12 protein-coding genes and 1 pseudogene are annotated in these 12,790 nt (G+C 64.4%); 4 read left to right on the plus strand and 9 right to left on the minus strand.

What is annotated here, in order from left to right; all coding sequences use genetic code 11:
- Positions 1 to 8: 8 nt before the first annotated feature.
- The 3 genes and pseudogenes from RCO31_RS27310 to mobA all read left to right on the plus strand — a co-directional run.
- A pseudogene (locus RCO31_RS27310) lies at positions 9 to 839 on the plus strand (Mrp/NBP35 family ATP-binding protein); the annotation flags it as partial.
- Positions 840 to 857: 18 nt separating this feature from the next.
- Positions 858 to 1,760, plus strand: coding sequence for a formate dehydrogenase accessory sulfurtransferase FdhD (locus RCO31_RS27315; RefSeq protein WP_308971514.1), 903 nt, complete (start codon positions 858 to 860; stop codon positions 1,758 to 1,760).
- Positions 1,750 to 2,376, plus strand: coding sequence for a molybdenum cofactor guanylyltransferase MobA (gene mobA, locus RCO31_RS27320; RefSeq protein WP_308971515.1), 627 nt, complete (start codon positions 1,750 to 1,752; stop codon positions 2,374 to 2,376). Before RCO31_RS27315 ends, mobA begins: the two co-directional genes overlap by 11 nt.
- 112 nt (positions 2,377 to 2,488) lie before the next feature.
- Here the strand turns inward: mobA and RCO31_RS27325 are convergent, their stop codons facing one another.
- From RCO31_RS27325 to RCO31_RS27345, 5 genes are all read right to left on the minus strand, one after another.
- A complete protein-coding gene (locus RCO31_RS27325; RefSeq protein WP_308971516.1) occupies positions 2,489 to 4,447 on the minus strand; it encodes a molybdopterin biosynthesis protein in 1,959 nt (652 codons plus the stop codon).
- A 9-nt stretch (positions 4,448 to 4,456) separates the two neighbouring features.
- Positions 4,457 to 5,572 (minus strand): molybdopterin-binding protein, encoded by a 1,116-nt coding sequence (locus RCO31_RS27330; RefSeq protein ID WP_308971517.1) that lies wholly within the window; start codon positions 5,570 to 5,572, stop codon positions 4,457 to 4,459.
- A gap of 77 nt (positions 5,573 to 5,649) precedes the next feature.
- The gene (locus RCO31_RS27335; protein ID WP_308971518.1) at positions 5,650 to 6,480 is read right to left on the minus strand and encodes a substrate-binding domain-containing protein; all 831 of its coding nucleotides are present in this window, start codon (positions 6,478 to 6,480) and stop codon (positions 5,650 to 5,652) included.
- A 23-nt stretch (positions 6,481 to 6,503) separates the two neighbouring features.
- Positions 6,504 to 7,226, minus strand: a complete 723-nt coding sequence (locus RCO31_RS27340) for an ABC transporter ATP-binding protein (RefSeq protein WP_308971519.1) — start codon at positions 7,224 to 7,226, stop codon at positions 6,504 to 6,506.
- Between the two features lie 2 nt (positions 7,227 to 7,228).
- The gene (locus RCO31_RS27345; RefSeq protein WP_308971520.1) at positions 7,229 to 7,921 is read right to left on the minus strand and encodes an ABC transporter permease; all 693 of its coding nucleotides are present in this window, start codon (positions 7,919 to 7,921) and stop codon (positions 7,229 to 7,231) included.
- Between the two features lie 92 nt (positions 7,922 to 8,013).
- Here RCO31_RS27345 and RCO31_RS27350 point away from each other — a divergent pair, with 92 nt between their 5' ends.
- On the plus strand, positions 8,014 to 8,904 hold the full coding sequence (locus RCO31_RS27350; RefSeq protein ID WP_308971553.1) for a helix-turn-helix transcriptional regulator: 891 nt from the start codon (positions 8,014 to 8,016) through the stop codon (positions 8,902 to 8,904).
- 34 nt (positions 8,905 to 8,938) lie between these two features.
- On the opposite strand, the gene RCO31_RS27355 is transcribed toward RCO31_RS27350, so the two are convergent.
- The 4 genes from RCO31_RS27355 to RCO31_RS27370 are packed head-to-tail and all read right to left on the minus strand — an operon-like array spanning position 8,939 to position 12,789.
- A complete protein-coding gene (locus RCO31_RS27355) occupies positions 8,939 to 10,153 on the minus strand; it encodes a CoA transferase (protein WP_308971521.1) in 1,215 nt (404 codons plus the stop codon).
- Between the two features lie 3 nt (positions 10,154 to 10,156).
- Positions 10,157 to 11,323 (minus strand): CoA transferase, encoded by a 1,167-nt coding sequence (locus tag RCO31_RS27360; RefSeq protein ID WP_308971522.1) that lies wholly within the window; start codon positions 11,321 to 11,323, stop codon positions 10,157 to 10,159.
- 12 nt (positions 11,324 to 11,335) lie between these two features.
- Positions 11,336 to 12,352 (minus strand): Ldh family oxidoreductase, encoded by a 1,017-nt coding sequence (locus RCO31_RS27365; protein WP_308971523.1) that lies wholly within the window; start codon positions 12,350 to 12,352, stop codon positions 11,336 to 11,338.
- Positions 12,353 to 12,354: 2 nt separating this feature from the next.
- Entirely contained in the window at positions 12,355 to 12,789 is a 435-nt protein-coding gene (locus tag RCO31_RS27370) for an OB-fold domain-containing protein (protein WP_308971524.1), read from the minus strand.
- Position 12,790: the final 1 nt, after the last annotated feature.

Consider the following 12,790-nt stretch of genomic DNA (forward strand, 5'->3'; position numbering starts at 1 on the left):
TCACCCACCCGCATCCAACGCCGCAGGCGACCTCGCGCGCGCCGGGCATTCCCGGCATCAAGCACGTGATCGCAGTTGCGTCGGGTAAAGGCGGCGTCGGCAAATCGACGACTGCGTGCAATCTGGCGCTCGGGTTCGCTGCGCTGGGTCACAAGACCGGCATTCTCGATGCTGACGTCTACGGCCCATCGCAGCCAAAACTGTTCGGCCTGCGCGGGAAGCCACGCATGACTGCCGAGCGCAAGCTGGAGCCGATGGAGCGCTTCGGCGTCAAGGTGATGTCGGTCGGCTTCCTCGTCGACGAAGACCTTGCGATGATCTGGCGGGGACCGATGGTGATGTCGGCGATCACGCAGATGCTGCGCGAGGTCGCCTGGGGCGAACTGGACGTGCTCGTGGTCGATCTGCCGCCCGGCACCGGTGACGCGCAGCTTACGATGGCGCAGCAGACGCCGTTGACCGGTGCGATCATCGTCTCCACGCCGCAGGACCTGGCGCTGCTCGATGCGCGGCGCGGCATCGCCATGTTCCGCAGGGTCAATGTGCCCCTGCTCGGCTTGATCGAGAACATGTCGAACTTCTGTTGCCCGGCCTGCAACCGCGTGACGGCAATCTTCGGCCATGGCGGCGCGCGAGGTGAGGCGAAAAAGGTAGGCATTCCCTTCCTCGGCGAGATTCCGCTCACCATGCAGCTGCGCGAAACCTCGGACGACGGACGCCCCGTGGTCGCGACCGAACCTGACGGGGTGCACGCCAGGCACTATATAGACATCGCGCGCAGCGTCTGGTCCGGCATCGGCGCGGCCGGTCGGCCCGCGCCGCGCATCATCATCGAGTAGGCCATGGAGAGTGAAACCATGGACGAGCGAACCCCGACTTCGCGGCCAGGCAAGTTGCCGCACGTGATGCCCGCGCCTTCGAACCCGCGGCTGACCGAAGCCGTGAGCGGGATCGACCAGGCCGGCGCGCACACCGAGATCAGAGTGCCGGTCGAGCGTGCGCTGACGCTTTATCTGAATTCGCAGGAGATCGTCACGATGATGACGATCAACGACTATCCGGAATATCTCGCCCTCGGCTACCTGCTCAACCAGAACATGCTGCGCACCGACGACGTCGTGACGGAAGTGGTCTACGACGACGATCTCCAGGTCGTGGTCGTCTACACCGAACGCGGCACGAATTTCGAGGAGAAGCTAAAGAAAAAGACGCTCACTTCCGGCTGTGCGCAGGGCACCGCCTTCGGCGATCTGATGGAGGCTATCGAAGGCGTCACCCTGCCGGATGCGGAGCTGCGCACGTCCTGGCTCTACCAAATGACCCATGCGATCAACACCACGCCATCGCTCTATCTCGAGGCGGGCGCGATCCACGGTTGCGTATTGTGCGAAAAGGGCGTGCCGGTCTGCTATATGGAGGACGTCGGGCGGCACAATGCGGTCGACAAGATCGCGGGCTGGGCCTTTCGGCACAACGTCAATGTCGCTGACAAGATCATGTACACGACCGGGCGGCTCACCTCGGAGATGGTGATCAAGACTGTGCGGATGGGTATTCCTATTCTCGTGTCGCGCTCCGGCTTTACGTCCTGGGGCGTTGAGCTTGCGCGCCAGGTGGGGCTTACCTTGATCGGTCGCGCGCGCGGGAAGCGTTTCATTGCACTGTCTGGCGAAGGGCGGATCGTGTTCGACCAGAACCTCGATTACGTCGAGGAGGAATCGATGCGCTTCAAGCGCAAGGGCGGCCGCGATGACGATTGAGCGGCCCGAGACGATCGGAGTTTTGCTGGCAGGCGGCCTGGCGCGAAGGATGGGCGGTGGCGACAAGCCGCTGCGGACAATCGGCGGCCGCACGATCCTCGATCACGTGATCGCGCGGCTCAAGCCACAATGCGATGGGCTGATTCTCAATGCCAACGGCGATCCGGCACGTTTCGCCGCCTTCGGCTTGCCAGTGGTCGCCGATACGGTGGAAGGTTTTGCTGGACCGCTTGCCGGCATACTTGCAGCTCTGGACTGGACCGCTGCACAGCGCCCCCACATCGCATGGGTGCTGAGTGCGGCAACCGACTGCCCCTTCCTGCCACACGATCTGGTGGCGCGGCTGCATCGGGCACGGCAGGATGCGGGTGCGCAGCTTGCTGTCGCCGCCTCCGACGGGCAGGTGCATCCGGTTATCGGCCTCTGGAATGTGGGCCTGCGCGAGGAATTGCGTCGTGCCCTGGTGGTGGAAGACGTCCGTAAGATCGACCGCTGGACCGCGCGCTATCCGCTGGCGACCGTGATGTGGCCGGTCGAGCCGGTCGATCCATTCTTCAATGCCAATACGGTCGAGGATGTCGCCGAGGCCGAACGACTGGCGGCGCTGGCGCTTTAAAGCTTCGTCATTGCGAGCGTACCTGTAGCCCGGATGAGCGAAGCGATATCCGGGGCTGACTCTGCAGCAGGTCCCACCCGGATGTCGCTTCGCTCATCCGGGCTACAGCTTTTTAAGCCGGCCTGAACCCCGCCTGTTCCAATGCTTTCCGATTCTCCTTCGACTGCAGTGCCGCCAGAAAAGCCTCGACCGCCGGCCGGGCGCGACGTGCGCTCACGAGGGCGAAGTCATAGTGCTCTTCCGCGAACGGAATGAAGCCGAGGCCGTTCGCATCTGCGACCGGGGCGATGGTCATGCCCCAGTCGGCGCGATGCTGTGCGACGGCGGCGGCGACCGCATTGTGCGACCGCGGCTGATTCCAGTAGCCGTCCGGTCGCGCGCCGCCGAGCAGGCGATCGATCAGGATGCGTGTGCCGGCTCCCTGATTGCGGTTGACCATCAGGCACGACGGAATCGTCAGCGCCGCCTGCACGGCTTCCTCCGCACCAAGGCCTTCGAACCGCGCATCGCTTTTGCGAAACACAATTCCCTGCATGCGCCGCCAACCCGGCACGAGTTCGAGCCCGTCGACGAGATACGGCGCGTTGTAGGTTCCTGATGCTTCATCGAGCAGATGGATCGGCGCCAGATCGCATTCGCCACGCCGCGCAGCCGCAAGCCCGCCGAGGCTGCCGACTGCGATCGCTCGCACCGACAATCCGTCGCGCGCCAGATCGCCGGTCACGATATCAAGCCCGGTACAGTGACTACCGACGATGACAAGATCGGGAGCGCGGACATGCGGCGTGAACAGCGTCACCTGCGTTTCGCTGCCCGCCGGCATCTGATCGGCGAGCGCATCGATCCTCAGGAAACCGTCGGCCTGTGCGAATGAGGTGATCGCGCCCGATCCCTTTGCCGAAGGATAGGCGATCAGCCCCTCGTCGCCTTCGACCAGCGATGCCATGACGAACTCGGCGCGGCCAGGTTCGGAGGCAATGCGTACTGGCACCTTCGCAGCAACATGCGCGTCCGCCCGCGGCGGCAGGCCGGCAAGCCGTCGCAGCACCGGCACGATCATGTCATGAAACGTGAACATCGCCGAGGTGGGAAACCCTGGCAGGATGATCACGGGTTTGCCGTCGCATACCGCAAGGCACAGTGGCTTGCCGGGCTTCAGTGCCACACCATGTGCGACGATACCGGGCCGCCCCAGCCGCGCGACGATACGATGGCAGACATCACCTTCGCCCTTCGACGTGCCGCCCGACATCACCACCATATCGAACTTGTCAACGGCGTCGCGAATGACCCTCTCCAGCGTCGCCTCGTCGTCGGCGAACGCGCCGAGAAACGACGCGTCGCCGCCGTTCTCGGCGATCGCCGCGGTGACGATGGCGCCATTGGTGTCGTAGATCGCCGCAGGTCGCAGCGCTTCGCCAGGCTGAACCAGTTCGTCGCCCGTGGAGATGACTGCGACACGCGGCTTAACGACAACCCTCACGCGCGCAATCCCGGACGCAGCCAGCATGCCGATTTCGCGTGAGCCGATCACAGTGCCTGCACGGAGCAACGCTTCGCCGCGTGCGATATCAGATCCCGCGTAGGAAACGAACTGGCCGGGCGTTGCGGCGCGGCGAACGTCTATTGCCCCGTCGCCCGCAGGTTCGCTGTGCTCGACCATCACCACTGCATCGGCGCCGCGCGGCAGCGGCCCGCCGGTCGCAATCGGCGTCGCCGTCCCCTGCGTCACGGACAGCTTCGGCGCAGTGCCGCAGGCGATCGTCTCGCCGTTCAACGACAGCCGCACGGCTAGGGCCTCGCTTGCAGACGCAAGATCGGCCGAGCGCACTGCAAAGCCATCGACATTGGACCGGTCGAACGGCGGCACATCGACGGCGGCCGTCACATCCGTCGCCAGCGCCAATCCGAGCGCAGCGCCGAGCACACGCTCTTCACTCGCAAGCGCACGCGGAAACAGCGCAGCTTCGAACCGCGCCATCGCCTCCTCGCGCGACAGGATGGTCAGGAACTGCTCCTGCGCGGCGGCGTGACCCGAGGCCGCACGCGGTTGTGTCGTCTCAGCGCTCATGCAATGTCCTTAAAGCGGCAGCGCACCGATATGTGCGCCAGCCGCGTATCCCTCGCTCTCTGCCGGTACAATCAGCCAAGCATCGGCTGTGGCGATTTGCTGGAGCGGCAGGTCGCCAGTTGCAAGCGGTCGCCAGTCTCCGTCAACGGCCTTCAGCAGAACAAGTTCAGAAAAGCCGATCGCCGATGCGATCTTGCGCGCGAGCGGGCGGACGATCGGATGCCGCAACATCCGCATCGTCAGCCGGTCGAGCACCGGCTGTGCCAGCCCCAGCCAGGCCGCAAGCGCATGAGACGGTGTGCCGGGGATGACAATTACAGGTGTCGGCCCGATCCGGCCGACGGCCGCCGTGCGGCCAGGTCTCAGGGCGAGTCCGTGCGCGACGACGTCGCCCCGTGCGGCCAGAGCCGCGACCGCGGCATCGTTGCGCCCGACGCCGCTGCCGCCGACAATCAGCAGCAGATCGCACGCATCGCCACCAATGGCGGACGCGATTGATTGCGCATCGCGCGCGTCAGCTTTCGCCAACATCACCCGTGCGCCGGCCTCGCGCGCCGACGCCGCGATGAACTCGGCGGACGTCGAACGTTTGTCGCCCGCGGGCACCTCGAGAACGCGCACGATTGGACGGCGAACCGACAGCCTGTCGCAGCCTGCGCTGCGCGCGATCATGAGATCGGTTGCACCAATGCGCTGGCCTGCCGCAACGATTCCGCTGCCCTCGGCCATATCCTCTCCTGCGCGGCGCACGCCCTCTCCGGGTATTGCCTCGGCCAAAGCCTCGAACAGCGGCGCGCTTTGCACGACGGAGTTCTCATCGAGCACGCAGTCGCAATCTGGAGGCAGGCGGTCGCCCGCTTCGACCCAGACCGGTGCCGTTTGCAGCAACACGGGCGCATAGGACGACGCACCGACGAGATCGTGCGCCCGCATCGCCCACCCGTCGACCATCGCGGTGTTGTGCGGCGGCAGCGCTGCGCGCTGCAACGCACCCGCAGCGACGGCGCCGACTGCATTCTCGAGCAGGCAGTCGACAGGCGCGACCGCCCGCACGCACTCGAGGAGGTTTGCCAGCGCGCTGTCGAGCGAAGTGAGCGCCGCGGTCGGCCGCTGTGGTCCAGTCATACCCGATGGTGGCCCATGGTCCGGGGCGTTAGCAACCGCGCCAATGGACCTATCCGACAGCGGACGCGTGCTGCCTCTCATGACCCCTTGCGATCGGCATTTGGAAAGAACAGCTGCTTGCCGTTGATCTTGTAGCTCGCAATCGCCGCCTGGCCCTCGTCCGAGAGCAACCAGTCGATGAAGTTCTGGCCGAGCGCTGCTTTCACTGTCGGATACTTCGCCGGATTTACGAGGATCACGCCGTACTGGTTGAACAGCCGCCGGTCGCCTTCGACAACGATGACGAGATCGCCGGGGTTCTTGAACGACAGCCAGGTGCCCCGGTCGGAAACGACATAGGCGTTGCTGGCGCCGGCAATATTGAGTGCCGCGCCCATACCCTGGCCGATCTCGCGATACCATGGCCCCTTCGCCGCATCGATATCGATGCCGGCCTGCTTCCACAGCGCCAATTCGGCTGCGTGCGTGCCGGACTTGTCACCGCGCGACACAAACGGCGCCCCTTTCTTCTGAATCGCCTGCAATGCTGCGACGATGTCCTTCGATCCCTTGATGCCGGCGGGATCGCCCGCCGGCCCGATCAGCACGAAGTCGTTGTACATGAGATCGAAGCGCTTCACGCCGAAACCGTCGGCGACGAACTTCTCTTCCTGCGGCTTGGCATGAACGAGCACCACGTCCGCGTCGCCGCGGCGTGCCGTATCGAGTGCCTGGCCGGTGCCTTGCGCGATCACCTTCACGTCGATCCCGCTTTTGGCTTTGAACAGCGGCAACAGATGGCCGAACAGGCCGGAGTCCTGCGTCGATGTCGTCGAGGCGACGACGATCGATTTATCCTGCGCCAGCGCCGGCGGGCTGGACACAATGAGAACGAACAGCGCGAGCGCGACGGATAGACGGTTCAGCATGGGCGACGCTCCTGTAGCGAAAATTAGACGACCAGATCTCCGCGCACGAAGGCCGCAGCCTCGGGTGTCGACGGAGTATTAAGAAAGGCGTCCGCGGCGACATGCTCACGCAATGCGCCGCGCACGAGAAAGATGACGTTGCCGGCAAGCCGTCGCACCTGACCAAGATCGTGCGAGGCCATCACCACCTTGATGCCGGAACTCGCGGCGGCGCGAACGATCTCCTCGACGCTGCGCGTCGCTGCCGGGTCAAGACTTGCGGTCGGTTCGTCGAGCAGGAGCAGATCCGGATCCCGCGCGAGCGCGCGGGCGAGCGCAAGCCGCTGCTGCTCACCCCCCGACAGCCGGCGCGCTGGACGCTGCGCCAGTTCAGAGAGCCCGACCTGCGCAAGCAGCCGTGGCACGCGCGCTGCCCGATCCTCACGCGCCAGTCCCGCTTGTGCGAGGCTATAGGCGATGTTGGCCGCCACCGTCCGGCGCAGCATCACCGGCCGCTGGAAGACGAAGGCGCGTCGCGTCGGCTTTGCGTCCGCGCGGCCACCCCAGGTAACGCGGCCATCGCTCGGCGTCGCAAGCCCCATGCAAAGCCGCAGCAGGGTGCTCTTGCCTGCGCCGTTCGGCCCGACGACGAGCGTCGGTTCTCCGGGCTCGATGGTCGTGCTGACGCGATCGAGAATGGTCCTGCCGCCGGCGACCATCGAAACACGGTCGAAGATGACGGGAAGATCGCTGATTGGGGCGCGCATCGTCAGCCCGCCTGCCGTTCGGACCAGACACGTACGCTCCAGGCCGCAGCATTGATCGCCAGCACCAGCGCTATGAGAACCAGCCCAAGTCCCAGTGCGAGCGGCAGGTTACCTTTGGACGTCTCGAGCGCGATCGTCGTGGTCATGGTGCGCGTGAAGCCTTCGATGTTGCCGCCGACGATCATCACCGCGCCGACTTCAGCCGCCGCGCGTCCGAAACCTGCAAGCAGCGCGGTCAACAGGCTGAGGCGCGCGTCCCACAGCAGCGTCGCCACCCGGCCGGCGGGCCCGACGTCCATGGCCGTCAGTTCGTCCCGATATTCGAGCCAGAGGTCTTCGATGGTCTGGCGGCTTAGCGCGGCAATGATCGGCACGATCAGGATCGCCTGCGCGATCACCATGGCGGGCGGCGTGAAGAGAATACCGAAGCCACCGAGCGGCCCTGAGCGCGACAGCAGAAGATAGACGGCCAAACCGACCACGACCGGCGGCAACCCCATGAACGCGTTGAGGACGACGATGGCAACGCCACGCCCGGGAAAATGCGTGAGCGCCAGCAGCGCGCCGAGCGGCAGGCCGACCAGCGCGGCGATCGCAACGGCGGACAGGCTGACGACCAGCGAAAGCTGCACGATCGCAAGCAGCGTCGCGTCGCCGCTGGCGATCAGTTGCCACGCATTGAGGCCATCCTGCATGCTTGCGTCCCTTCCGCTGCATTGTCCTGCGCGGTCTCTTAGCGTGTCAATTCGATTGAAGATATGCAGGAATATGCATAAGAATGCAGGTGATGGACTTGCTCAGCACCAGCGAGGCCGCCCGGTATATCCGGCTCGGCGAACGCAAGCTTTACGAGCTGGTCGCCGCGGGCGCGATTCCCTGCACGAAGGTGACCGGCAAGTGGCTGTTTCCACGCGAGGAGCTCGATCGTTGGCTGCGCTCGGGCCTGACCCGACCAGCCGGGATGACCGAGGCCGACCCGCCGCCGATCATCGGCGGCAGCCAGGATTCGCTGCTGGAATGGGCGCTGCGCGAGTCCGGATCGGGGCTCGCCACCCTGTCCGAGGGCACTCAGAGCGGCGTCCGGCGGCTCTTGCGGGGCGAAGTGATCGCCGCCGCCATCCACTATCATTCCAGCTCGGAAGACGGTGCAACGCCGGATGCGAACATCGCCGCGGCGCGGGCGAACACTGCGTTGCACGACGCCGTGTTGGTCGGCTTCGCGCAGCGCGAGCAAGGACTTTTGCTGCAGCCGGGCAATCCGAAGAACCTGCACAGCATCGTCGACGTTCTCAGGACCGGTGCCATGATGGCGGTCCGGCAACCGGGAGCCGGCGCGCAAATGCTGTTCGACGTGCTGCTGGCGCGTGCCGACATCAAGGGGCGCGACTTGAATCGGCTCGAGCCGCCGTGCCTGACAGGGCCGGACCTTGCGGCCGCTGTGCGTTCGGGCCACGCCGATTGCGGAATTGCAACACGCGCAGCGGCGAAATCCGCCGGGCTCGATTTTGAACCGCTGCTGTTCGAGAACTTCGACCTCGTGATGCGGCAGCGCTCATATTTTCAGCCGCCGATGCAGGCGTTGTTCGGTTTCCTCGGCGACTCCCGATTCAAGCTGCGCGCCGCCGATTTGTCCGGCTACGACGTGACACCGGCGGGCAAAATCCGCTACGCGCGTTGAGACGGTCCGCCGCGCGCGAACTGGACTTGCAACGTCACATGGCGAGGGCGCCGCGCGCTTGCAGCTCAGCGAATTCTGCACGTGAGAAGCCGAGTTCGCGCGCGATCATCTCGCTGTCCTTGCCAAGTTCGGGCGCATCGAAGCGCTGTTGAAGTTGCACGTTCGCGAAACGCGCAGGGAACTTCAGCACCTGTCGCCTGCTTTCCGGATCCTCGCTGATGAGATCCATCGCGACGGTCTGCGGATCGGCGAGCGTTTCGTCGGCACGCATGTAAACGGCGGCGTTGGCGCCGAGCTTTCGAATTCGTCCGACCAGATCTGCCGCCGAAAACTGTGCAAACCGCTCCTCGTAGGCGGGCCGCATGGCGTTCACCATCGACCCATGTCCGGTGGAATTCCGGCCGTTGCGGTCGAGCTGATCGTTCTTGAGCAGGTCGTCCAATCCGATTTCCGTCACGAAGTCGGTCCAACCTGGTCGACCTTCCTCGCCCACGGATCCACCGAAAGCGAAGAAGATCGGTCGATCGGCCGTGCGCCAACCTTTTTCCGGTGGATAGTGCGCACCTCCGACGCGCGGACCGGCGTACTGATCCGGATCGGACTGCGCCGCAAGATGGATGCTCTTCATGCTGATCAACGCATTCAGCATCGAAACCGACACTTGTTGCCCGGCACGGCTTCCGTTGCGTCTGTCCCGTGCATAAAGCGCCGCGAGCGCAGCCTGCACGGCGAAGGCCGAAGCGCTCGCTCCCGCGACATCCGCACCCAGCCGCTTGGGAGCTTCATCGGCCGAACCAAGATATCGCGTATATCCAGCCATCGCCTGGACGGTGAGTTCGCTGCCGGGAAGGGCAGCCATAGGACCGTTTTCGCCCCAAATGCTGACGTCGACCACGACGAGTCCCGGGTTGCGTCCCCAGTTCGGCCTGAGAGCCTCGGCAAATCCCAGCGACTCCGCCTGCGCCTCGCCGCCATCCACGATGAAGGCATCCGCGTCAGCCAGCAGACGAAGCAGCAGCTCCGACGCAGCCGACGGATCCGATCCCAAGGCCAGGCAGCGCTTGCCACGATTGAGCGCAAAGAAAGCGGCCGACATGCCATTCGCCATCAAGGGCTCAGCATCGCGCATCCAGTCACCTTCGGCGCGCTCGACCTTGATCACGTCCGCGCCAAGATCGGCCAGGCGGAGCGCCGCCAGCGGCCCTGCGACACCTTCGGACAGCTCGATGATCCTGGTACCCTGCAACATTGGTCAACGTCCGGCTGCGATCGGGGAGGATGATGCAGTCAATTCCGTGATCACCGCGGCGGTATCGCCGTCGGGCGTCGGCGCGGATGCGACACGACACGCGTCCGTCGAAAACGTCCATGGCACGCCGGCGACGCTTGTCTCGCCCCAGTCCGGATGCCGAGTGTTTGCGATCATCTCGTTGTCAACGATTTGCCGGTGGAAGCGGAATGTTTCGAAATTGTGCGCGATGCCGCAGGCGACGTTGCGCCTGTTTAGCGCGCGCAGCCACCATACGGCGGGCCTGGCGGCAAAGATCGGGGCAAGAATTGCGTTCAGCGTCTCCTTGTTTGCGACACGGTCATGATTGGTTGCAAAGCGCGGATCGCCGATCAGATCGGCGCGCTCCAGCACCTCGCAAAGCGCCTGCCACTCGCGTGGCCTGTGCACGGTCACGAACACCGCCTGGTCTTTGGCGGCAAATGCCCGATCCGGCGCAAACGCCGGATTCTCGCTTCCACGGGCGACCGGCACGAGACCGGCACCGAGCAGTTCGGCATAACGTGTGAACTGCAGCGCGACAGCCGACTGCAGCATGGAGACTTCGACCTTCTGCCCGCGATCTGTCTTCTCCCTGTCGTACAAGGCCGCAAGGACGGCCTGCACTGCATTGCTCGACGTGGCGAGATCGAGGAATCCCGTAAAGCGAAACGCTTCCATCTCTTCGCCGGGCGCGCCGTTCGAACAGGCAAACCCCGAGAACGCCTGCATGATCGGATCCGCGCAGCCCGCCCGCGAAAGTGGTCCGGTCTCGCCGAAGCCGGAGATCGAACAATAGATGAGTCTCGGATTGATCGCCTGCAGCGTCGGCCAATCGAGCCCGAGACGCTCCACGACGCCGACGCGGAAGTTCTGCACGAAGATGTCGGACCGCGCCGCCAATTCATGCGCAAGACGGCGATCGGCTGGATTCTTGAAGTCCAGCACCGCATCCTTCTTGTTGACGTTCATTGAGATGAAGTTAGTGCCCATACCGCGCTGCGTCGGCATGACCCATCGCGTCCCGTCGCCTGCTGGCGGCTCGATCTTGATCACTTCGGCGCCGAGCATTCCCAGCAACGCCCCAGTCCAGGGGCCTGCTGCCATGATGCTCACGTCCATGACACGCAAACCTCGAAGCGGTCCGCTCACCGGCCGTGCTCCTCAAATGCTGCGTAGCGCTTCGATGACGGCGCGATCGAAAACAATGCCCTGTCTTGCGCGGATCTTGCGTTCGCGCGCGCCGCGCTCGCCCGGAATACGGATCTCTTCGACGCCCTTCCCCTTCGGCGTTGCCTTGATGCGGGCGACGAGCTCGGCCATCTGCTGTTCGAATTCATCCTCCTCGAGCAGGATCGCCGGATCGATGGCGATGAAGAAAAAGGCGTAGTCCTGAACGAGACCTCGGGCGCGCGCCGCGCCTCCCAACAGGCCTAGCGCCTGGATCGCAAAGGACAACCCGTAACCCTTGTGTCCGGCGAAGGGTATCACGCCGCCCTTGATGACCTCGTCCGCATTGGTGCTCGGCCGGCCCGCCTCATCGAAGCCTACGCCGTCCGGCAGCGGCTCTCCAAGCCTCGCATGAAGAAGAACCTCGCCCCACATCAATGACGCGGTGCCGATGTCATAGATGACTGGCCCGTTCTTGGATGGGAATCCGATGCAGAACGGATTGGTGCCGAGCGCGGGTCGCACGCCGCCCGGCGGCAGTACACGTGGCTTTGCACTCGCCGTATGGATGCAGACGAAGCCTGCATTCACGACCATCTCGGTGAAATATGCATTTCGACCGCTGTAGTAACTGTCGTAGACGCTGACGACGGACATTCCGCTCGTCCTGGCCTTGGCGATGGCGATTTCAGCCGCGCGATAGGCCGCAACGTAACCCACATTGTTGCCGCCATCGACCAGCGCCGAGACGGGCGTCTCCTTTACGATGCTGATGGGCTTGCGAGCTTGCTTCGACCTTTCGTCACCCTGGATTGCAAGGATGCGCGGCAAGCTGGCAAAGCGATAGCCGCGCAGGGCGTTCTCCACCAGCTGGTCGGTGATGATCCGGGCGTCTTCTGCGGAGAAGCCGAGGCGCTGGCAGGCCTGTTCTCCCAAGGCACGCGCCTCCTCGATCGACAAGCGAACCTTGTCCGGTCCATCCTGGTCCAAAAGCGTGTCTGTGGCTGTCATGCTCATTTGCCGCCCCTGGGCTTGAATTGAAGAAGCGTCACCCCCGGGGTCAGCTCCTCCCAGGTGGCTTCGACCTCCATGCCGATCCTCACATCGCTGACACTGACGCCGTGCAGGTTGGTTGTCAGGCGCGGTCCTTCCTCGATCTGCACCTGCACCAGCGCGTAAGGCACCCTGTCCCTGTAATAAGGAACCCATGGCTTGTGATAGACGACGAAGTTATGGACGACGCCGCGTCCACTCATCTCGCTCCAGGTGAATTTGTTCGAGCCGCAGTGCGGGCATGTCGGTCCGATCGGATAAAGAACCTTGCGGCAATCGTCGCAGCGCTGCAGCACCAATCGGCGCTGTTGTGCGGCCTTCCAGAAGGGCATCTCCTCCGGATATTGAATCGGCAAATAGCGACCAGTCGTCTCGTCGATAATGCTTGTGTTCATG

The sequence above is a fragment of the Bradyrhizobium sp. LHD-71 genome, assembly GCF_031157255.1.
Classification (GTDB): Bacteria; Pseudomonadota; Alphaproteobacteria; order Rhizobiales; family Xanthobacteraceae; genus P52-10.

Coding starts and splice junctions, on each gene's coding strand:
- RCO31_RS27370 (WP_308971524.1), bottom strand. CDS start 12,789: ATGAACACAAGCATTATCGACGAGACGACTGGTCGCTATTTGCCGATT.
- RCO31_RS27345 (WP_308971520.1), bottom strand. CDS start 7,921: ATGCAGGATGGCCTCAATGCGTGGCAACTGATCGCCAGCGGCGACGCG.
- mobA (WP_308971515.1), top strand. CDS start 1,750: ATGACGATTGAGCGGCCCGAGACGATCGGAGTTTTGCTGGCAGGCGGC.
- RCO31_RS27350 (WP_308971553.1), top strand. CDS start 8,014: ATGGACTTGCTCAGCACCAGCGAGGCCGCCCGGTATATCCGGCTCGGC.
- RCO31_RS27335 (WP_308971518.1), bottom strand. CDS start 6,480: ATGCTGAACCGTCTATCCGTCGCGCTCGCGCTGTTCGTTCTCATTGTG.
- RCO31_RS27315 (WP_308971514.1), top strand. CDS start 858: ATGGACGAGCGAACCCCGACTTCGCGGCCAGGCAAGTTGCCGCACGTG.
- RCO31_RS27325 (WP_308971516.1), bottom strand. CDS start 4,447: ATGAGCGCTGAGACGACACAACCGCGTGCGGCCTCGGGTCACGCCGCC.
- RCO31_RS27365 (WP_308971523.1), bottom strand. CDS start 12,352: ATGACAGCCACAGACACGCTTTTGGACCAGGATGGACCGGACAAGGTT.
- RCO31_RS27355 (WP_308971521.1), bottom strand. CDS start 10,153: ATGTTGCAGGGTACCAGGATCATCGAGCTGTCCGAAGGTGTCGCAGGG.
- RCO31_RS27340 (WP_308971519.1), bottom strand. CDS start 7,226: ATGCGCGCCCCAATCAGCGATCTTCCCGTCATCTTCGACCGTGTTTCG.
- RCO31_RS27330 (WP_308971517.1), bottom strand. CDS start 5,572: ATGACTGGACCACAGCGGCCGACCGCGGCGCTCACTTCGCTCGACAGC.